The sequence below is a fragment of the Eisenbergiella tayi genome (genome assembly GCF_001881565.1).
In the GTDB taxonomy this organism is placed as follows: Bacteria; Bacillota; Clostridia; order Lachnospirales; family Lachnospiraceae; genus Eisenbergiella; species Eisenbergiella tayi.
The window spans coordinates 148,473-169,520 of the sequence record NZ_MPDJ01000002.1 but is presented as its reverse complement, the minus strand read 5'-3'; the positions used below and the strand labels follow the sequence as shown (position 1 = coordinate 169,520).

The 21,048-nt window shown below is 45.7% G+C and carries 17 protein-coding genes; 12 read left to right on the top strand and 5 right to left on the bottom strand.

Features of this window, described 5'->3' with window-relative positions; translation table 11 throughout:
• Positions 1–133: 133 nt before the first annotated feature.
• From BLA28_RS09340 to BLA28_RS09305, 8 genes are all read left to right on the top strand, one after another.
• Positions 134–505 (top strand): Hpt domain-containing protein, encoded by a 372-nt coding sequence (locus BLA28_RS09340; protein WP_069156887.1) that lies wholly within the window; start codon positions 134–136, stop codon positions 503–505.
• Entirely contained in the window at positions 502–2,574 is a 2,073-nt protein-coding gene (locus BLA28_RS09335) for a diguanylate cyclase (RefSeq protein WP_069156888.1), read from the top strand. Before BLA28_RS09340 ends, BLA28_RS09335 begins: the two co-directional genes overlap by 4 nt.
• On the top strand, positions 2,571–4,514 hold the full coding sequence (locus BLA28_RS09330) for an extracellular solute-binding protein (RefSeq protein ID WP_050018789.1): 1,944 nt from the start codon (positions 2,571–2,573) through the stop codon (positions 4,512–4,514). Before BLA28_RS09335 ends, BLA28_RS09330 begins: the two co-directional genes overlap by 4 nt.
• Positions 4,515–4,543: 29 nt before the next feature.
• Complete coding sequence (locus BLA28_RS09325; protein ID WP_069156889.1) at positions 4,544–7,108, top strand: hybrid sensor histidine kinase/response regulator; 2,565 nt, start codon at positions 4,544–4,546, stop codon at positions 7,106–7,108.
• Positions 7,109–7,180: 72 nt separating this feature from the next.
• A complete protein-coding gene (locus tag BLA28_RS09320) occupies positions 7,181–8,635 on the top strand; it encodes a winged helix-turn-helix domain-containing protein (RefSeq protein WP_069156890.1) in 1,455 nt (484 codons plus the stop codon).
• Between the two features lie 54 nt (positions 8,636–8,689).
• Positions 8,690–10,783, top strand: a complete 2,094-nt coding sequence (locus tag BLA28_RS09315; RefSeq protein WP_069156891.1) for a hybrid sensor histidine kinase/response regulator — start codon at positions 8,690–8,692, stop codon at positions 10,781–10,783.
• Positions 10,780–11,682 carry a hypothetical protein gene (locus tag BLA28_RS09310; protein WP_069156892.1) on the top strand — a complete coding sequence of 301 codons (903 nt, stop codon included), beginning with the start codon at positions 10,780–10,782 and terminating at the stop codon, positions 11,680–11,682. Before BLA28_RS09315 ends, BLA28_RS09310 begins: the two co-directional genes overlap by 4 nt.
• Positions 11,683–11,721: 39 nt before the next feature.
• Positions 11,722–13,587, top strand: coding sequence for a putative bifunctional diguanylate cyclase/phosphodiesterase (locus BLA28_RS09305; RefSeq protein WP_069156893.1), 1,866 nt, complete (start codon positions 11,722–11,724; stop codon positions 13,585–13,587).
• Positions 13,588–13,600: 13 nt separating this feature from the next.
• Here BLA28_RS09305 and BLA28_RS09300 read toward each other — a convergent pair whose 3' ends face one another.
• The gene (locus tag BLA28_RS09300) at positions 13,601–13,948 is read right to left on the bottom strand and encodes a hypothetical protein (RefSeq protein WP_009255458.1); all 348 of its coding nucleotides are present in this window, start codon (positions 13,946–13,948) and stop codon (positions 13,601–13,603) included.
• 389 nt (positions 13,949–14,337) lie between these two features.
• Here BLA28_RS09300 and BLA28_RS09295 point away from each other — a divergent pair, with 389 nt between their 5' ends.
• From BLA28_RS09295 to BLA28_RS09280, 4 genes are all read left to right on the top strand, one after another.
• Positions 14,338–14,586 (top strand): hypothetical protein, encoded by a 249-nt coding sequence (locus BLA28_RS09295; RefSeq protein ID WP_009255457.1) that lies wholly within the window; start codon positions 14,338–14,340, stop codon positions 14,584–14,586.
• 479 nt (positions 14,587–15,065) lie between these two features.
• The gene (locus BLA28_RS09290; protein ID WP_069156894.1) at positions 15,066–16,562 is read left to right on the top strand and encodes a S41 family peptidase; all 1,497 of its coding nucleotides are present in this window, start codon (positions 15,066–15,068) and stop codon (positions 16,560–16,562) included.
• 147 nt (positions 16,563–16,709) lie between these two features.
• On the top strand, positions 16,710–17,045 hold the full coding sequence (locus tag BLA28_RS09285) for an Ig-like domain-containing protein (RefSeq protein ID WP_069156895.1): 336 nt from the start codon (positions 16,710–16,712) through the stop codon (positions 17,043–17,045).
• Between the two features lie 71 nt (positions 17,046–17,116).
• A complete protein-coding gene (locus tag BLA28_RS09280; protein WP_069156896.1) occupies positions 17,117–17,329 on the top strand; it encodes a hypothetical protein in 213 nt (70 codons plus the stop codon).
• A gap of 156 nt (positions 17,330–17,485) precedes the next feature.
• Here BLA28_RS09280 and BLA28_RS09275 read toward each other — a convergent pair whose 3' ends face one another.
• The 4 genes from BLA28_RS09275 to BLA28_RS09260 form a co-directional block, all read right to left on the bottom strand.
• Positions 17,486–17,707, bottom strand: a complete 222-nt coding sequence (locus tag BLA28_RS09275; protein WP_069156897.1) for a Txe/YoeB family addiction module toxin — start codon at positions 17,705–17,707, stop codon at positions 17,486–17,488.
• On the bottom strand, positions 17,700–17,972 hold the full coding sequence (locus tag BLA28_RS09270; protein ID WP_069156898.1) for a type II toxin-antitoxin system RelB/DinJ family antitoxin: 273 nt from the start codon (positions 17,970–17,972) through the stop codon (positions 17,700–17,702). Before BLA28_RS09270 ends, BLA28_RS09275 begins: the two co-directional genes overlap by 8 nt.
• A gap of 107 nt (positions 17,973–18,079) precedes the next feature.
• Positions 18,080–18,337: a hypothetical protein gene (locus BLA28_RS09265; protein ID WP_069156899.1), complete on the bottom strand. Its 258-nt coding sequence runs from the start codon at positions 18,335–18,337 to the stop codon at positions 18,080–18,082.
• Positions 18,338–18,593: 256 nt separating this feature from the next.
• On the bottom strand, positions 18,594–20,876 hold the full coding sequence (locus tag BLA28_RS09260) for a helix-turn-helix domain-containing protein (RefSeq protein WP_069156900.1): 2,283 nt from the start codon (positions 20,874–20,876) through the stop codon (positions 18,594–18,596).
• Positions 20,877–21,048: the final 172 nt, after the last annotated feature.

Here is a 21,048-nt window from a genome sequence, read left to right as displayed (position 1 = left end):
CCTGTGATGCCGAAAAATATGGAAAGTAAAGGGGCATGACAATCATTTTAACATTTCTGTTGCAAAAGTAAAGTCCATACTCTATAATTATTTGGGTAAGGATCCAAGAATCTGCTTTGAAAGGAGTACGACAATGACGATCCAGGAGGCTTATGGAGAATTGGGCGGAAATTACGAGGAAATGAGTTATCGGATCAATGAAAAATTACTTCCGCGGCTGATCAGTATGCTGCTGAAGGACTCCAACTACACGGATATCTGTACGGCTTTGGAGCATTGCGACTATGAAGGTGCTTACAGAGGCGCCCATACACTGAAGGGCATCGCTCTTAATCTGGGGCTTACTCCTTTGGCTGAAAAGGCAGGTGCTTTGACAGAAACCCTCCGTGACAGGGAGGAGAATATAAATATCGGGCCGGCATTTTCGGAATTCAAACAGGAATACGAAAATATGGCGGCTGTTTTTTCACAATTGCCTGTGTTATCGGGAGGCAATGCCCAATGAACACGAAGGAAAAGATTTTGATTGCAGATGATTCCGAAATCAACCGGGCAATGCTGTCTGACATTTTGTCCCCGGATTATGAGGTTCTGGAAGCGTCTAACGGCGAAGAGGTCGTGGAATGTCTGAAACAGCACAGCTCTGAAATCAATCTGGTTATACTGGACATTGTGATGCCCAAGGCGGATGGTTTCGAGGTATTGGCTGTCATGAACCGGAATGGCTGGATAAACAGCATTCCGGTTATTATTGTTTCATCGGAAAATGCACCGTCTTATATCGAGCATGCGTACCACCTGGGCGCTTCGGAATATATCAACCGTCCGTTTTACAAGGTGGCCATACGGCATCGCATCGAGAATACGGTAAAGCTCCATGCCAAACAAAAGCATTTGGAGAATATTGTAAGTGAGCAGATATATGAAAAAGAAAAAAGCAATATGGTCATGGTGGATATCCTCAGCCATATCGTGGAATTCCGAAATGGTGAGAGCGGCCTTCATGTACTCCATATCCGTACGATTACTGAAGTACTGCTCAGGCAGCTGAGCAGCGTATGCGGCCAATATGATTTAACCCCGGCCCGGATTGCCCTGATCACCAATGCCTCCAGCCTGCATGATATAGGAAAAATTTCAATTCCCGAAGACATTCTGAATAAACCGGGGAAACTGGATAAAGAAGAGTTCGAAATCATCAAAACGCACAGTGCGGTAGGCGCACAGATGCTGGAAGGTCTTACATATTATCAGGACGAAGAGCTGGTTCAGGTGGCGAGGGAAATTTGCCGGTGGCACCACGAGCGATATGACGGATGCGGCTATCCGGACGGATTAAAGGGCGAAGAAATCCCTGTTTCAGCACAGGTTGTGGCCATGGCGGATGTCTATGATGCTTTAACCACCAGGCGTGTGTATAAGCCGGCCTATCCGCATAAACGTGCCATGGAAATGATTTTGAATGGGGAATGCGGCGCTTTTAACCCTTTATTGCTTGAATGCCTGAAGGAAGTGGGGGATTATCTGGAAAGCGAGGTAAAGATCCGTTCGGCGGGGAAAATAAGCAATGATTCCATCCATACGCTGGTGCATGACACGCTCCACAGTATTAACGTTTCCGACAGAACGTTGGATCTGCTGGAGCAGGAGCGTACCAAGTACCAGTTTTATGCTTCCATGACAAAAGAAATCCAGTTTGAATATAATTATGGCTCCGATACACTCATCCTGTCGGAATGGGGCGCTGCCCATGCAGGAGTTAACGAGAGTATACAGCATCCGCAGAGTGATTCCTCCCTGCTCCGGATTTTTTCCGGGGAAGACTTTTGTGATCTTCGCGAACGCCTGCAGAAGGCTACGCCGCAGAATCCGATTGTCAGCCGTCGCTATCGCCTGACGCTCCATGGGGAACCGCGATGGTATAAAGCGGTGGCGCGTCCTCTCTGGGGATTGGATGAGGAGGCTCCTCCCACGAAGATCATCGGTAAATTTGTGGATAATGAGGAAGAGCAGAAGACGCTGGATAAGCTCATCGTGCAGGCCCAGCATGACGACCTGACCGAGCTGCTGAGCAGAAACCGTGCGTATGAAGAGATCGCGCTGCGGCTTTCCGATTTGGGAAATACAAAAGCGGCCCTGATGGTCCTGGACATGGATACATTTAAAAATGTGAATGACAGTTATGGTCATTTTTACGGGGATAAAATGCTGAAGGCTTTTGCGGGACGATTGAAAAGAAGCGTCCGTAATTCGGATATCGTGGCGCGCATAGGCGGTGATGAATTCCTTCTGTATGTGGAATACAAAGGCTGCATTCAAAAGCTGGCGGATCGTATTTTTCACATGGTATCCGGCGCTTATGAGGGATTTGAGGTTTCGGCGAGCATAGGGATTGCTCTGGCGCCGGAAAACGGCGTCACGTATGAAGAACTGTTTATATGTGCCGACCAGGCGTTATATGCCTGCAAACAGGCAGGAAGAAACCAGTGGCGTGTTTATGATGATTCCATGAAGACGATTTTATCGTCCCTTTCCCGGCAGTCAGAGGAAGAAAAGGAGGAGGATACGGTATGATTCGCAGTGCAGCCCGGAGAATTATGGGTATGGTAACCGCCATTCTGCTGCTGTCGGCCTTGTCGGGCTGCAGCCGGCAGGAGCCGGAAGAAAAAGTCGTGATCAGGATTCTTTACTCCAATAACTTTAAGCGGGTGGAGGAACTGGTGGAATCGGTTTACGATGATATTGACCTGCAAATAGAAATTTCCCCATACTCCAGTGAACAGCTCCGCCGTCTGGACAGAGGCGTGGGCCCTGAACTGGTAATCTCACCGCAGCCAGATTCCAACCTGGTGAAAAAGTATTTGCTGGATATCAGCGACACAAAAGCCAGCGCAGCATATGACGGCACGATCATGAATGCGCTGAAGCTGGAAGGGAAAACCTATCTGCTCCCGCTGCCCGGTGTGTACAGCGGATATATCGTCAATGAAACATTATTTGAACGGGCAGGACTGGCAATGCCCGCAAATAATACGGAATTAGTGTCCGCTCTGGCCGAATTAAAAGAAAAAGGGCTCGGCCTGGGAGAAGATAACATCAATTTTTCAATTATGAGTGACTACAATACATCCGTGGGGATGTTTTACGTTGGATATATGGTGCCTGATTTTCTGGGAACGGTTGAGGGTATGAAGTGGCTGGCAGATTTTACAGATAAAAAGGCGGCCTTTACCGGCGTTTGGGAAAAAAGCTTTGCACTGTCGGATGCCCTGGTGGAAGCGGGGGTCATGGATCCCGAAGCGATTTCCTTACAGCGTAATTCCATCCTCTGTCACCAGCGTCTTGTCCAAGGTACCCTTGCTGCGGCTTTTGGCGATTCGGCACTGTACTATGAGTGTGTAGCAGACAACCGGAAGGCGGCGGAGGAAGGTACGGCGGAGGCCTATACCTACCGGATGTATCCGCTTCTGAGTGATGAAGGAAATGAACCTTGGTTTCTGTTTTCCCCTTCAGCCCTTCTGGGTGTGAATAATGCGATAAGCGAGGAAAAACAAGACGCCTGCAGGCGTATCCTGGAATTGCTTTCCACACCTGAAGGACAGGAGGCTTTAATGGAGGATATGGGGACCGGAATGTCCTGTCTCACCGATTATCGGCAGAGGGAAGATTTGATACCTTACGGTGTGGAGGAATATGTGGAATCCGGATATATTTATAACGTTTTGTTCCCCAGCAAAACAGTGGAATATCTTGGCGGCTACGTGAGAAAGGTTATGAACGAAAAATGCACGGTGGAAGAGGCTTTGCAGGCCATAGACCGGTTTTATTGTGAGGGAACGGATGAATCTTCCTATGACTTTTCGGTGATCGGGACGGTAAGCCGGGATCTGCTGCTGGAAAATTTCAATGTTCGATTCATGGAAACAGAGCTTGGTAATTTTATAGCAGACTGCGTTGCCGAAGCGTCCGGCGCCCCGATTGCGGTGGTCAATGGAGGAGGGATCCGGGCCAGTTTTTATCAGGGAGTAGTGTACGGCGGGGATATCGCCGTGGTGTGCCCTTTTGATAACCAGGTCATCATACTGGAAATGGACGGACAAACCTTGTGGGATATGTTGGAAAACGGCCTGTCTACCTGTACGGAGGAATTCCCCGGCGGACGGTTTTTACAGATCTCGGGATTGAATTATATTTTTGACAGCAGCAAACCGGCGGGAAACAGACTTGTGAGTGTGACCTTACCCGATGGGAAGGCTTTGGACAGGAATGAGAGCTACCAGGTGGCGGTGACAGACTATATGGCCGGAGCCAGATCTTATGCGGAGGGGAATGGGGACGGATATACAATGCTGAATTTCTATGATGATTCTGTCCCGAAGGGCAGTGTGACACTGATAAAGGAAACCGGGCTGCTTTACCGCGATGCCCTGGCGCTTTATTTTGAGCGGCACCGGGACACGGCCGTGGATGTTCAGCTGGAAGGAAGAATCACTGATCTGGCGCAGGAGAAATAAATAGCAGGCGCAGAAAGGACAGGGTAGCATTGAATATTCACAAAAAATGGAATAGAAAATACAAGAGGCTGATTTTTGTTTCCATCCTGTTTCTGATAACCGCCGTCCTTTGCACGTCTGCGGCGGTTATATACCGGAAGGTGTCGGCGCGCACAGTGACAAATATCAGCAGGGTTTACCTGCAGGAAATGACCACACAGATCAGCAGTCATTTTCAGACAAATCTGAACAGCCAGTTTTCACAGATTTATACTATTTCCAACGCAATTTCAGAAAATGATTTGAAGGATGAAGAAAGTCTGAAGCATTTTCTGGCACAGGCACAGAAGGATAATGATTTTACACATATTGCCTTAATAAACAGCAAAGGAATAGCTTATTCTCCGGATGGCACAGTTCCCGCATTATCAAAGATTTCCAATTTGGATAAATTGCTGGATGGTTCGGAAAAGCTGATTTCGGTAAATGAAAGCATTTGGGAAAGCAATACGATCCTGCTGGGAACCGCAATGACTCCCGTATCCTTTCAGGATGGCCGGTTAATTGCCGTTATCGTTGGTATCCATACATCGGATATCGGAGTGAAGCTGGGGCTGGACAGTGAGAAGGACACCAATTCTTATACGAATATTGTGACCCGCAACGGGGACTTTGTAATGAAAAGCGGTTTTTCAGAAGAGATTTTACAGGGCACGAATCTGTTCACCATCTATGAACAGCAGGCGGGTTTTGACGAGGGCTATGATTATGAGTCCTTCCGTGCGGCGATTGCAGCCGGTAAAAGCGGATTGACGCTGATGACGGTGGGAGGGCAGCATGTATACCTCTATTATGTTCCCATTCAGGGGACGGACTGGTATATGATTACCAGCATGGCATACGAAACGGTGAACGATCAAATCGTTTATCTGAGTCAGTTTATGGTGGCTTTGAGCGTGGGTATTTTTATTATCCTGTTTTCTACAGTATCAGCTTTCTTTTTATTGCTGAGCCATCGTGAAAAACGCAACAGAGAGCTGCTTCTGATGGAAAAAGAACGTGCGGAGTCGGCAAACCGGGCGAAAAGCAATTTCCTGTCCCAAATGTCTCATGAGATCCGTACACCGCTCAACGGCATCATGGGGATGGTTGAACTCGGGAAAAATCATCTTGCCGAACCGGAACGCATGCGCAACTGTCTGGATAAGATCACACTTTCGTCAACGCACCTGCTTTCCCTGATTAACGATATCCTGGATATGTCAAAAATTGAAAGCGGAAAAATAGAGCTGCATCCGGAGCAGTTTGACCTGGGACGGCTTCTGCGTGCCCTGACGACTGTATTTCATGTTCAGGCGATAAGCAAGCAGATTGACTTTCAGGTTTTCCTCCACGGTGAGGTTGAAGAATATCTGGTGGGCGATGCGCTTCGCCTGAATCAGATATTGACCAATCTTCTTTCCAATGCGGTAAAGTTTACGCCTGCACAGGGGCATGTCAGCCTGAATGTGGAGGAACTGCGGCGTGACGAGTATTGGATATGGCTCCGTTTCTCCGTCAGGGATACCGGAAGGGGGATTGCTCCTGAGAATATCGACAGCGTTTTTGAGGCCTTTACACAGGAAAACAGCGGGATCGTCCGGCAATACGGCGGTACCGGGCTGGGACTTCCCATTACAAAGAATTTTGCAGAATTGATGGGAGGCTCCATTTCCGTCTCCAGTGAAGTGGGTGCGGGAAGTACCTTTACGGTTGATTTGCCTTTTGCACCGGCTGCTGTGGGAAGAGACACGGAACGCTGCGGGAACGGACAGAGGGTTTTGGTGGTAAATCAGGTCACGGAGCTGGAAAAACATCTGGCATATATGTTGGCAAAAGAAAACTTCCAGGTGGATTCCGTATCCGGTGAGGAGGACGCACTGCATAAAATACGGGCAGCCGTACAAAGCGGTACCCCCTATGAATTATGTTTTATCAAATGGAATATTTCTGTGGATATGCGGCTGTTTGTGCAGATTATCCGGAAGGAGGCAAAGAATGCCGGCCTTATCATTATTTTGACGGGTCAGGATCAGGATGAACTGAATGATACGGCTTCCTTATGCGGAGCCGACGCCACCCTTTGCCGGCCCGTATTTCATTCCGACATTGCCGAACTCATGGCGGAGCTGACAGGGCAGAAGAGTGTACAGCCGGAACAGGAAACATCCACAGTACTGGCAGGCGCGCAGGTTATGGTGGTGGAGGATAATGATATCAACCTGGAGATTGCCGTGGCTTTGCTGCAGGATGCAGGAGCTTTCGTAACTACGGCCGCCAACGGACAGGAAGCCGTTGCACAGTTTTCCGGGGCTCCGGAAGGCTTTTATCATCTGATTCTGATGGACGTGCAGATGCCGGTGATGGACGGCTGCAGCGCAGCACAGGCTATCCGCGCCCTTTCCCGTCAGGACGCAAAAAGTATCGTCATCATTGCCATGACGGCGAATTCCTTCAATGAGGATGTGCAGAAGTGTCTGGACAGCGGCATGAATGCGCATATTGGAAAGCCCTTTGTCATGAATGACATTATTGACACATACACGAAAGTATTGCAGAAACAGGTTGAAAAATAAGAAGGTATATGGCATGCTGAATAGAAATTGACAACAAAAAACAGGACTGACGAAAGGTGATGATCATTCCATATGCTGATGTATGAGAGGGTTTTCCAGATTCTTAAAAATAAAATAGAAAGCGGCCTGCTTCCGGAGGGGACAAGCCTTCCTTCCCGTGCGGATTTATGTCAGGAGTACGGGACCTCGGAAAAAACAATCCGCCGGGCATTGGCCATGCTGGAGGAAAATAGATTTATTCAAACCTCACAGAGAAAGCGTCCGGTGGTAAGCTTCAAACGGAAAGCCGGCCATAAGACGACCATACTTGCCCTTGAGAAAATAGACGCATCCGTCACAAACGATGTGCTTAAGACAGGGGTTCTGCTGTGCTATCCGGTAATCAAGAACGGGATTTCGCTCTGCAGCCGGGCGGATCTGGAGATTCCGCGCCGGATTCTGGATAACATGAAAATCGGAAATCCGTCGGAATTTTGGAAATTATCAAAAAAGTTTTACCGCTTTTTTGTGGCCAGAAATGAAAATTCCCTCACACTGCAGGCGGTTGACGGTTTAGGGCTTTCTGAATTAAGCCCGTTGCAGGATGATGATCAGCTCAGGATCAGATATTACGAACAGATGAAGGAGTTTATGAGAGTCCTTGAAACGGGCGGAGAACCGGAGAGCGTCCGGTTTGACGATATGTCCGGCTTATATGGACTGGCAGACGGAGGCACGCCCGCTTTTAAGGTCGCTTCCGATTCCCCGGTCCTCCTCGGCAGGACACAGCTGGAGAAGCTGCTGCAGGTATCTGAGGTCAGATATTCTGCCGTGTATATGGATATAATGGGGCTGATTTCCGCCGGCCGGTACCAGCGCGGCGACCAGCTTCCAAAGCACAGGGAGCTTCAGGAAATGTATGGCGTCAGTGTGGATACAACAATGAAGGCGATACAGATTCTGCAGGAATTGGGCGTTGTAAGGACGGTCCGCGGCAGAGGAATCTTTGTGGAAATGGATCGGGATGAAATCCAGAAGATCCAGATGCCGCCCCATTTGGTGGCCCTCCATGTCAGGCGTTATCTGGATACGCTGGAGCTGCTGACGCTGACCATAGAAGGAGCCGCTGCCTGTGCCGCCTCTCATGCTGACCGGCAGGCTCTGCAGGCGGCACAAGCCGAAGCGGACCGTCTGTGGAATGAGGATTATCTGTATGGACGAACACCGGCTGTCCTTCTGGATTTCATCACGGAGCATATCGGGATCGAAGCGTTCGGTACGATTTATGAACTCCTTCGGAGAAATATCCGGATTGGCCGCGGTATTCCGGGGCTGCTTACCGTTGAAAAAACGCCTGTGAACTGCGAAATTCATGAACAGTGTGCGGCGGCGTTCCGTGCGCTTATGGATGAGGAACCCCAGGAATTCTGCGAAAAGACAGTGAAAGCATTTGAGAGAATCCGCCATCTGGTAATTGAGGAGTGCAGGCAGCTCGGATATTATGAGGCGGCAATGCAGGCCTATGATGGTACTGCGCTGTGGAAATAGATGGGGGAACAGGATAAATTCCGGTGCAAAACTGTGTGAAAGGAGAGGTAACGCTTGAAACCAATAAATAAGAAACGGCGGCGCACAATTTTACTTCTGCTGCTTTATGTTGCGGCTGTTACGGCCAGCATTTTCTACACGGTTACTTACTTCATGAATAATTCCACAGAACGCGGCCTGCTTGCCTTTGAACGCTTTTCGGAACAGATAACCTATCGTGTTTCCGATCATCTGAGCAAATATACGGAACAGCTGATTTTGCTCAAAAGTGAGCTCATGGACAGGCAGATTACGGATTTGGATGATATGCAGAATATACTGAGGCGTTATGTGAATGATTCCGCCCTGGAGGGAGTCGGCTTTGTCCTGGAGGACGGCACCGCCCGATCTTATACCGGTGTGACCGAAGTGTTTGACGAGCCCATCGACGTTTTGGATGTACATAACTATCCCTACACGGTAACCCTGTCAGAAAATTCCATTAACGGACAGGGCCAGCTGCTGTTCCGTATCCTGTGGGATGGGCAGGGCGATTCGTCTGCAGTTGCCATTTACAGTTATCTGCCGCTCAGCACCATTTCCGATATGCTTAAGGATACAACCTATGGGAATGCAGGAGCCTTTGTCGCTATTGTCGATCATGAGGGGAACCATCTCTGGAACAGCTCCGACACCCTGGAAAATAAAGAGGGACATAATGTCATTCAGGATCTGGAGATTTACGATCTCAATAATGGGGTCACGGCCGAAGAGGTTGCCACACGGCTGGAGCTGCAGCTTTCCGGGCTGGTGACCTATACTGCGTATGGGCAGGAACGGGTGCTTTTCTTTGAGCCGCTGGGCTATAATTACTGGACACTTTTGACTATCACACCCCGCTCCTCGGTGCTTAATACGGAAAATGAAATCAAGATGATCCTGGTCCTGATTGCAGGAATCCTGGCTATCGTGGTCGTGGCGGTATGGTTCATCTACAAAAACCGGCAGATGAAGCTGGCACTGGCTGTGGCGCAAAAGGAAAGTATTTTCAAGGGAAAATTCCTTTCTAATGTCTCCCATGAGATCCGGACGCCGCTTAACGGCATATCCGGGACCCTCCATCTGCTGAAAAACTGCGGAGGAGACGCCGCCAGACAAAAAGAGTATCTGTGCCGGATGGAGGATTCGGTACAGCAGCTTACCGATATCGTGAACGATGTGCTGGATATGGCAAAAATTGAAAGCGGCAGCGCGGAAGTACATGCGGAACGCTTTGACCTGCGCGAACTGTGTGAGAAAACATCACATGTATTTGATGCCGCCGTTCAGGAAAAAGAGATCGGACTTTGTGTGGATCTCTCCGGGCTGAAAAACCGTTTTTATGTGGGAGATGCGAAAAAAATCCAACAGATCATGACCAATCTGCTTTCCAATGCGGTGAAGTTTACCATTCATGGGACAGTTACCCTTTCCGTGTCTGATGACGGTGACAAAATCCGCATCCTTGTAAGGGATACCGGCTGCGGCATGAAGAAGGAATTTCAGGAAATTATATTCCAGCCCTTTACCCAGGAGGACACAACCTATGGCCGTACACAGACCGGAACCGGGCTGGGCATGGCGATTATTTCGGAATTGGTACAGCTTTTAAACGGCGCCATTTCGGTACAGAGCATACCGGACAAGGGGACGACTTTTACGGTAGAGCTTCCCTTGCATGCGGACGCCGACCAGAATGTGCCTGCGGCACCGTCACCTCAGCAGCAGGTTGATCTGGGCGGAATCCGGATCCTCATGGCAGAGGATAATGCGATCAATTCCATGATTGCCGAAGAGTTGCTGACACAAGCGGGAGCGCAGGTAAAGACGGTAGAAAACGGAAGGCAGGCGGTGGACTATTTCCTGGATCCGGACGCAGAACCTGTTGACCTGATTCTGATGGATATCCGTATGCCTGTTATGGACGGTTTGGAAGCAGCCCGCCGCATCCGTGCTTCCGATCATCCGCGGGCGAAAGACATTCCGATCCTGGCTCTCACAGCCAACGGGCTGGAAGAGGATAACAAGGAAATTTTGGATGCCGGTATGAACAAACGGCTTTCCAAGCCTCTTTCGGTTTCGTTATTGTATGAAAGTATTCTGTCTTATATAAAGGGGAAGGAAAGATGAGAACAAAAATAAGAGGGATTTGCTGCGTTGCTGTGATTCTCTGTTTTATCCTGGGGCCGTGCATAGGATTTTACCGGTATTGCAGTATGGCGGCGAGAGCCAGCTGCATCAGTGCACAGGGACAGATTGCTAAAAATCTGGAATCCACTCTGAATCTGCTCAAGGTGATATCCGAGGAACCGTGGATGCTGCCGGAAGACATACCATATCAGGAAAAAGCCGAACGCCTGGACCATTACAACGAGATTTGGGGCTATCAGATGATCCGGACAGTTGATACATACGGCGGAGTGTACCGGGCAGATCATGAAGAGGCCGTATCCAATCTGAACAGCCGGGAGTATATCCAGAACCTGTGGGTAACCAACGAACCACAGATTACCGATGTTTTTCTTGCCGGTGCGGATGGTAAGACGCTGAATTATACGGTTGCAGTTGCGGTCGCCGGGGATGCCGGGAACAATGGCGCGGTATTTGCCGCTATTTACGACAGCGAGGTGCGCAGAGCTTTGAGCGCGCAGCCGATGCACACCATTTTGCTTGGTAAAAAACAGCAGTGTATGTCGGGCAACGATGAGTCGCTGCTTGGCGTCACCCTGGAATCCAGACTGGAAGGCAAAAAAATTTTCGGGGAAAAGCTGGAATCCGTGCTTCTGCGCGTCAAAAATGAAGACAGCGGTACGATTTGGTTCCTGGACGGGTTTGTGCCGACCTGTTATGCATTCCGGAATGTGGGATTGGACAGTGGATGGACGATTCTGACATCCGCTTCCTATGTGGATGCGGCCGGTGAGCTGATGCCGGTCATTATTATCAGTGTGACAGGCATCCTGTTATCATTTGCGTACTTTTATATAGGAAAACGCACCGATTCGAAAATGTCGGGGAATACCATTTAAATAAAAGGGTATTGCTTCCGCCCGGTGTGAGGAGAACATATGAGCATACAAAAGAAAAAGAATTATGTACGTTACACCACATTTGGGTTCCTTTTGGGAATGGTTATCCTGGCAGGGTTTATTTTCCGATCCGTTTACAGTGCGCGGTCATATGCCCAGCTGATCAATTATCTGGGCCTTGTACGAGGAGGAACACAACGTCTCGTGAAGCTTGAACTGAATGGGCAGCCGGACGATGATTTGATCGCTTATCTGGACAGTATCCTTGATGATTTGGAACATGAGGATGGACAGTATGGCCTGCTCCATCTGGATGATGAGGAATACCGGCAATGCCTTGATGCGCTCCAGGAATTGTGGATGGATTTGAAGACGGGAATTTCTTCTTACCGGAAGGATAAATCAACCGAAAATGCGTTATTGGAATATAGTGAAGTCTATTTTGAAATGTCTAATCAGGCTGTTTTTGCTGCGGAAGCCTATTCCAATAAACAAATGCTTTATATCTTACGGGTAACGGCGGGACTGCTTCTGTGCATCGTTGTTTTCTGGCTGCTTTTCTTTGTTATGAATATCAGGCGGATCCTGCATCTTGAATATACAAACAGAGATCTGAATGACAAGGCGGGAAGGGATATGCTTACCCAGGCCTATACGGCTGAGCGCTTTAAGGTAATTGCGCAGAAGCTGCTGGATGAAGGCGCCGGAAAGAGGTATGCTCTCTTTTACATGGATTTTGAAGATTTTAACTATATTAATGATGTGTTCGGCTATGAATGGGGAGACAGGATATTGAAGAAATACGCCTCCCTTTTGACTGAGGATATGAAGGAGGAGGAAACCTTCTGCCGTGTCAATGCGGACAATTTCATAGCCCTCCGCAGCTATGACACAAAAGAAAATGTGCTTCACCGCCAGCTGGAGGTGGACCGGAAGATTATGGAATATATCCAGGATTCCAGAGATAAATATTCTCTTCCTGTCCGCTGCGGTATCTGCTGTCTGGAGGATGTCGGGGAACAGCTGACCATTGAAGGGCTGATTGACCGGGCTAATTATGCGAGAAAATGGGCAAAGGCCGGCGAAGGAGATAAATACCGGTTTTACGATGAGGGGATACGCAGTCAGCTGCGCGCGGAAAAGCTGATTGAGCATAGTATGGAGAAAGCCCTGAGCAATCACGAATTTAAAGTATACTATCAGCCCAAAGTCAGCCTGGAAACGAACAAAATCGTATGTGCGGAGGCTCTGGTACGCTGGCAGAAGCCGGACGGGAGCATCATTCCCCCGGATCAGTTCATTCCTGTATTTGAGAAAAACCATTCCATTCCGCTGCTGGATCGATATGTATTTGAAGAGGTTTGTGCCTGGCTGCGTCAGCTGCTGGACAACGGGAAGACGGTTCTCCCGGTATCCGTGAATGTATCCTGCCTGCAGTTTTATAACAGTGATTTTGTGCAGGCTTATACGGAAATCCGGGACAGGTATCAAATCCCCGACGGACTGTTGGAAATTGAATTTACGGAAACGATCCTGTTCGATAACTGGGATGTTATGAAGAGCATCGTGGAGAAATTGAAAGCCGCCGGCTTTTCCTGTTCCGTTGATGATTTCGGAAAGGGCTATTCTTCTTTAAATACGGTAAAAAATCTGGATATTGATGTTTTAAAGCTGGATGCCTTGTTTTTCCAAAATATCACCACAAGGGAAAAGGACCGCCTGCTGGCGGAGGGGATCATCCGCGTGGTCAGGCAGTTTGATATAATTACGGTGGCCGAAGGGATTGAATCCATGGAGCAGGTGGAAATCCTGCGCAGTCTTCATTGTGATATGGTGCAGGGTTATGTGTTCTATAAGCCGATGCCTCAGGATGTGTATGAAAGACTGCTGCAGTGTGTGTTTTAAGCCAGGAAAATGCCTACACGATATTCTCACCAAGCAGGATTTTAGGCATGGTAGTAAGGCATCGGTTCCAGCGTTTATAAAAATGTTCCAATCCGAGCCGGGACACTTGTGCGTGAACATCTTCGTTTTCAAGTGTCCAGTGCAAAATATAAGTGACTTTGCCTACCCATTTCGTCAGGCGGATGGGCGGCTTCCCTTCCTTCACCGCATTAAAATCCTCTTGCCGATGGGTACGCTTGATGTACTTTACATCAATAACTCCGGGCTGAGAAAGATAAAATTCTGCGACCTCTTTCATAAGAGCTTCAATCTCATCCTGTTTGTCAATTTTTGCTTCATAAATACAGATTTCATTAAACATCAGAACGCCCTCCGCCGCTCAGCCTTCTTTGTTAGTGGCGGCTGAACTTGATTTATTTTTTTCATTCTAATATTAGTGTGCGGAAATGTCAAACAGCTCATTGCGTATTATAACTTTATATCATTGTGTATGGATCTTTTTGTTCATTTGGATACCAATCGGGGACTATTTTGCTGCTTTACATGACGAAGCAGCTTCGGCGGCAGTTCTGTATAAGGTATTGATTTAAAATGTCGGTATGGAAAGCTTTCATGAAAATAAACTGTCGGCATATAAGAAAATTTATGAACAATTACTGTCCTGTCTTATTTTGTTATGGTAAAATAAGAATATAAGGGTAAGCGTTAAAAGGTAATCAAGTTGTTTGAAAAGACAGGAGGGATATTATTATGACTGATGTACAGTGGCTGCTGTTGCTTCTTTCACTTTTAATTATTGTTCCGGTTATCTGGTCGGTGACGATGAGTCTGCTGCGCAAAAGGGATTTTAAACGTCAGATCGAGGGGAAACGTCCGGAACGCAAAGCAAAAGAAAACATGAAGATATCCAGGGAAAATCCGGAAGTAAACGTGAATATGGATACGGAAAGACTGCGGTTTGAGGCTCAGATGAAACAGAACCAACGAATTCCGCATTAAGATTTTGAGGGGCAGACAGCCGGTCTTCAGCAGAAGGCCGGCTGTTTTTCTGATATGCATTGGAAACTGGCTCTCTGTCATCTGAACGAATACATACACAAATACCGTCCATACAGAAGCAAGGCATGATTGTCTTTTGATTACGCGGTGGTATGGGAGTAAGGAAGCTAATCACTGTCTATGATACGAATAATGAGAAATTTTATTTTATACATTTAATGCATAAAAGAATATGTAACTTTCCGTATGATTTTTTGATAAATAGCATGCTATAATAAGTGGATTATGATTTTTCCCTGTGATATATTGTTTTTATGTCAATTGAAATGGTATTTTTTCTATGAAAAAATAGGATTATTATAAATTTATTACTTATGGAGGAATTGTATGATACATAAGTTTTTCAAATATTTATTTATATATTTATTTAGTCAAGCAACAGTATTTGAGGTACTTAATAACTTTTCGGAGGGAAATAAATGAACAAATTTTTCGCAGTGCCACTCATGCTGATTTTTATTCTGTCTTTAACATCATGTAATTCAAATGACTATAATATCTATTTTACAGCTGATGATGAATTTATGAGTGAGATAGAAATATATAATAGTTTGCACGAAAATATAATTTCGTCTGAATTCAATGACTCATTGGAGAAATATATGTATTCCTATGAAAAAAAGGAAGTAGGATTTTCCTGGAGCGAATTAAAGTCGCTGACGATATCAGATTTGGGGAAATGGAAACTTACCGGAGAAGAAGCTAAAGAAGATACAATCATATTGCAGAAATGTTTCAAATATCTTTATCCGGGATACCAATATTATGGGGGTGATAAAATATTTGATGAAGCATTTTTCGGCATAATTGAAAAGATAGATACAAGTGATGTAATTGAACTCGGACAGCTTTTAAATCTTTATCGTGAATATTTAAATTTTGTAAAAGATGGTCATATTTATTTTAATAATCAGCCGCTAAATAAAAGCACGGCAGTGTATTTTTCAGAGGAATATTTTTATAAAGATGATAAAGGATTCTTTGAAATTACTGACGGTGAGGTTAAATATATCAATAGTATTAATGATGAAGCTGATTTTCATGAGCTTATAAAACGAACGATTGATAAAGATGGTAAATTAGCTTATTGCATATCGATTAATGGTGATATGGATAAAAAAGTAACAGTAAAAATCAAATATGAGAATAATGAGCAAAAAGAAATAACGTTAAAATATCATGTGCCTAAACAGGCAGAGGGCAGTTCATGTACTGTTGATAGCAGCGGCGGAATAACAAAGGTCTGCGTTACAAGTTTTGATGAAAGTCGTATGAACCAGAATTCCCGGGACAATTTTTTAAGGTCTGCTGATATCATGGCCGGAAGTAATATAAGCATATTAGATTTACGGGGAAATATGGGCGGACATTATATTACATTAAAGCAGTGGATGGCAAATTATGATAATGAATTGACAGATACTGTTTATGGAAAAAAAGAATTATTTTTAGATTCCATCGCTTTAAGATGTTTTACCTGTTATAGTGATATGCAGGAGAGAACGAATTGGTTTATTGAACAAAAGCTCTGGATCGAAAAAAATATCAGTATAAATAAGTGGCATATAAATAGTCATAAATATCCAAAAGAAATGACTGGAAATAATGGACTTTTATTTATTTTAATAGATAAGGAGACTGCATCTGTCAGTGAGAGACTGGTACTTTCACTTCTTAACAAACGAAATGTTATTATAGTGGGTACGCCTTCCGCAGGAAGAATTCATGGTGACTATGGGAATTTTCCAATTTATCTGAAGAATAGCGGATTGGAACTTCGTTTACCTAATAGTATGACTTTTTTTTATAACGATAATATGGGAAGAGAGGGAGAAGGTGTTATCCCTGATATATGGTGTTCCGGTGATTCTTTGGAAGCAGTAAATAATCTGATTTCCTATTACAATATAAAATAATATGAATATTGCAAATGAGACTGTAAATAGATAACTGCAGGTAAATTCGAAACAATTCCGAATTTTTGAAATTGTATTCCGTACCTGTTTCCGTTAGGATGAAAAGCATAAGACAATGCTGTTCAATTACTGACGGAACGGGAAGGAATGATAGTATATGAGACCTGCAGAAACAGACAGTACTATCACACCTATCCTCTGGTTGTGGTAAGTTCCAGCAAATACACCTTTGAGGACTGGGAAACCTGCGGAAGTACCGTACAGCTTAAGGCAGCTGTACAGGGCGGCCGCTTTTCCGAACAGGATGTCTCATGGACATCACAGGATCCGGAAACAGCAGAGGTGAATGACGGATTGGTCAGAGCCAGAACTACCGGATTTACGCGGATATCCGCGACTTTGCCGGATGGGGAACAGCATATTCGGCAGATACGGTATGTATTTATGCCACTTCCATATTTGGAGGAGAGAGCAGATACATAACTCTTACGGTATCCAGGCCGGAAACAAGAGTTTCAGAAATTCATCTGAGCAGAAACAAACTGTCGCTTTGTATGGGTGAAGAAGAAAGTATTTATGCACTGGTGCTGCCGGCGTCCATCGACAGTCCGTTTTTTCAATGGGAGGTTATTCCATCCGATATTCTGCAGATAACCGTTAAGTGCCCTGTAGAGGGATCAGGTATATCAGTTAACTGCAGTTACTTTGAACAGGAACGGCCGGTACTGTATTGGCGCAGTGATTGGAAAAAAGACGACTATGATTGATAGAAAGAAAAGAGGACTTACCGTTTCAGTGCTGCTGAGATGGTAAGCCCTCTGTGGGTGAAGTTTAGCCCGTTTTATATTTAGAACATTTTTTCACAGCCCATTAAGATAATTTTTTTAATCATCATAATGTCCTCTGCATTGGATAATTTCCGTTTACCCGTCAGAAACTTGACAGACAAGTCTGTTATAGTCATCAATACGGCGGCTCCAAAAACCCTCATGATTTTTCAATGGCTCTGGTTTGCCAATACCTTCAAAGCTGCCTCTATCAATATCTTTTAATAATGAATTGATACGTTTTAGTGTCTTTTTATCTTGTTGCTGCCAATATAGGTACTCATTCCATGCTCTATCCGTAAATATCAGCTTACCCATCAGCCATTTCCTCTAGTTCTTCGATTGTTTTTATAACTACATTCCCTTCCTTTAACTGTGCTATGCTTTCATTAAGTGCATTTGTATTCTTTTCAGAATAAAAGGGATCAACAGAAACTTCAAAAGGTATTCTCTTTTCACGGCTCATTTTTTTTGCAAAAATAGTAAATGCTGTTGTCATGTTCATGCCTAACTCCTGGCAAGTCTGCTCCATGCTTTTCTTTAATTCTTCGTCCATTCTAATATTAACTAAGGTCTGTGCCATATTTTCACTCCTTTCTATATACTGTATTATAACATAATGTAAAGACAAATGCAATACACGGTCTTTATATTGTGTGCGGTTTTTGATTTGTTATTCTTATTCTCGGACTACAGAATTTTAAATTCTTTTTCAGAAGTATAGACGACGCTCTGCGGGCGACCAGAAATACCCTCATCATTAATGGCTTCAACATTATACTTGGCACAGTGGTTAATGTGAGCCTGGCGATTGCCATCAATGAAAAAGTAAATAAATGGTTTCGTAAAGTACCCCAGTCTGTTATGCTGTTTCCTCATTTCATTTCCTGGATTGTTGTAGGAATGATTTCCATCACTTTGTTCGGTGAAAGCAAGGGGCTTTTTCAATCATTTTATCCAGGCCTTTGGAAGTGAAGCGGTGTCATGGTATTCCAATGCGGCGCTCTGGTGGCCGATACTCATACTGACCAGCGTATGGAAAGGCGCGGGCTATAGAGCAATCGTCTACTTCTGTGCGCTCACGGGCTTTAATCAGAGTCTTTATGAAGCGGCTGAAATAGACGGCCCAACAGATGACAGCGTAGACCAAATTATGGATATGACCAATCTGAATCCGCTGCTTCCGGTACCTTTAAGAGAACTTTCAGTCCTCGCCCTCCTTATATTTCCCCGGCGTAGTCCCCTTCAGCTTCTTGAATATCCGTATAAAAGCATTACTGTCCACAAAACCGGTCATCTGGGCGATATCGGCTATTTTTAAATCAGTTTCCCTGAGCAGGGCGACCGAATTGGATATCCGGACTTCATAAAGATAATCGATAACACTTTTCTGATACTGCTCCCGGAACTTTTTGGAAAGGTATGCCGGTGATATACGAAAATGCTCTGCGACCATATTCAGATTGATATTGGCGTCGAAATAATTGTTTTCGATAAAGCGGCAGATATCCTTTCCCCATTGTACATAAGAAGGGTTCTTGCTCTTTTCCGCCAGTTCTTCGCCGGCGGCCAGATAGGCCTGCCGTGTCTGTGAAAGCGCTTTGGGCAGGGATTGTGAAAAAAAGGAGTCATCCAGGAAATCCAATGCATCAAGCTGGAGGCCATAGTGGGTCTGGCAATAGAGCTGCAGTTTTGCAGTGGCCTGGTAAAAGAAATAAAAGCAGCTTTGAGCATCCGCCCGGGATAACACACATTTCTCCATATTTTTTTCCAGCACCCGGAAATAATCCGTTATCTGTGCTTTGTTTCCGGAAACGATCAGATTGACTACATAATCGCTTGTATTCAGGGGAATAGAGCCTATCACCTGTTTTTGGGGAATCGTTTCATAGCAGCAGATGTTCCCGGTTTCAAATAACCGCTGGTATTCCAGGGCGGTATCCGCCTGCAGGTAAGCGTCGGGAATCTCTTTTTGTGGACGGAGGGAGCTGATGCCGGCGCGCAGTGACAGCTGAAAGGAATCCTTCAGGAAACCAAGCAGATGTCTGGTCAGCTGTTCTATCAGGACAAGCGGCTGGGAGGCCTCCCCCGGGATATGGATCAGCACGGAAATTTTCTGCCCACGGTTACTGAAATAATTATCGGGGAACTGTTCGGACAGGAGCTCCTGAAATACATTTTCAACGGTAAAGGCAGTCAGATCCAAAACGTTTTCCGGCTCGTTAAAGCTGCCCGTCCTTTCTACATAAAACAAAACAACACATGCGGAGGAATCAGTGAGATTAAGGGAAAACTGCTCCGCCACCTGCTCCGGGATCTGGTCAAAAGCGATTTCCCCGGAGAATATTTTCTGCATATAATTATTTTTCAACAGCTTTCTCTGACGTTCTATTTCATTCCGGCTTTGTGAGAGAATTCTCATAATATAATGGAATTCATTCTTTTCAGGCTCCATATTCTGATCGGTACCCTTGATAAATTGGAGAATTTGGGATACCGGTTCGTAATTTTTCCTTGAATAATACATAATAACCACGATTCCGATGAGGACACAGAACAGAATGGTCAGCACCATGATTTTCAGCAGCTGGGCCGTCTGGGCCTGGTAATCTGCTTTTTTGGTGACGGAAATCAGGGCCGTTCCGGGTATCTGCAGGGAATAATAGTCGATTATCAGCTTTTCTTCCGTCTGCACTTCATATACGGAGGATTCCGGCACGGCTGTTACAAGTTTTTCAAAAGGAAGGCCGGAGAGGCTGATCTCGTTATTTTCAGTGGACAGCAGGGGCCCGTCCGCACTGATCAGGGCAAATGAACAGGGAGACTCCAGAAGAAGCCTGTTTTGAAGCCTGTTTAGCAGATTCTTTTTATCGATTTGAATTGCCAGTATGGAAAGCGGCTGCCCGGAGATATCCGTAAGGAGGACCTCTGCAACAGTAAGGAAACTTCTGTCATCGGAAGCATAGCATACGATGCGCTCGGTCTGCAGTCTTTTCAGGATTGCATCCCAGTCCTTTCCGGAAAGGCTGTAGCCTTTGGGCTCCATATACGGAAACAGGGAGGTGGAAAATGTGGAAGCGGAATTCACCACATATTCCGAACCCGGAAAATACAGATTAATCCGCTGGATTAACGAGTTGGATACCTGCAGGGAAGCCAAATCCTTTTTGAGGTAATACCTGTCCATAGGCGGAGTGGAATTTATCGTGCTTTTATTATTGGACAGGGCGGTCACATATTTATTCAGCTGCAGATGGGAGCCTAAATTAATCGCATCCCGGAAAGCGGAATTGATCTGCTCCGCAAAATTTTCCAGGATAAGATGCTGGTTCGTCCTGTTTCGTTCCTTCAGGGCATTGTAGCTGTGGAAATAATAAAAAGAACAGATCAGTATGGGAAGCACGAGGACAATCGTATAGGAAACCAATGTCCTCCAGAATAACCCGGTCCTTTTTTTCTTTGCTCGTTTATGGAATATCTGCCGCATAAAACCCCTCACCCTTTGCAATTATCGTATGATAAAATAAGTATAACATAAGAGGGAAAAATTCCAGTATGATATTTCTAAACAGATCTTATTTTTCTGAAAAATTCAGGCAGAGTCATATAAGTGGGCATTTGCGGGATTTACGCAGGCTGCGGACGGCGGTATATTGGTC

Bases quoted from the DNA above. Each gene is read 5' to 3' on its own strand.
- BLA28_RS09340 (WP_069156887.1), top strand. From the start codon at position 134: ATGACGATCCAGGAGGCTTATGGAGAATTGGGCGGAAATTACGAGGAA.
- BLA28_RS09335 (WP_069156888.1), top strand. From the start codon at position 502: ATGAACACGAAGGAAAAGATTTTGATTGCAGATGATTCCGAAATCAAC.
- BLA28_RS09330 (WP_050018789.1), top strand. From the start codon at position 2,571: ATGATTCGCAGTGCAGCCCGGAGAATTATGGGTATGGTAACCGCCATT.
- BLA28_RS09320 (WP_069156890.1), top strand. From the start codon at position 7,181: ATGCTGATGTATGAGAGGGTTTTCCAGATTCTTAAAAATAAAATAGAA.
- BLA28_RS09310 (WP_069156892.1), top strand. From the start codon at position 10,780: ATGAGAACAAAAATAAGAGGGATTTGCTGCGTTGCTGTGATTCTCTGT.
- BLA28_RS09305 (WP_069156893.1), top strand. From the start codon at position 11,722: ATGAGCATACAAAAGAAAAAGAATTATGTACGTTACACCACATTTGGG.
- BLA28_RS09300 (WP_009255458.1), bottom strand. From the start codon at position 13,948: ATGTTTAATGAAATCTGTATTTATGAAGCAAAAATTGACAAACAGGAT.
- BLA28_RS09295 (WP_009255457.1), top strand. From the start codon at position 14,338: ATGACTGATGTACAGTGGCTGCTGTTGCTTCTTTCACTTTTAATTATT.
- BLA28_RS09290 (WP_069156894.1), top strand. From the start codon at position 15,066: ATGAACAAATTTTTCGCAGTGCCACTCATGCTGATTTTTATTCTGTCT.
- BLA28_RS09285 (WP_069156895.1), top strand. From the start codon at position 16,710: ATGATAGTATATGAGACCTGCAGAAACAGACAGTACTATCACACCTAT.
- BLA28_RS09280 (WP_069156896.1), top strand. From the start codon at position 17,117: ATGGGTGAAGAAGAAAGTATTTATGCACTGGTGCTGCCGGCGTCCATC.
- BLA28_RS09275 (WP_069156897.1), bottom strand. From the start codon at position 17,707: ATGGGTAAGCTGATATTTACGGATAGAGCATGGAATGAGTACCTATAT.
- BLA28_RS09270 (WP_069156898.1), bottom strand. From the start codon at position 17,972: ATGGCACAGACCTTAGTTAATATTAGAATGGACGAAGAATTAAAGAAA.
- BLA28_RS09260 (WP_069156900.1), bottom strand. From the start codon at position 20,876: ATGCGGCAGATATTCCATAAACGAGCAAAGAAAAAAAGGACCGGGTTA.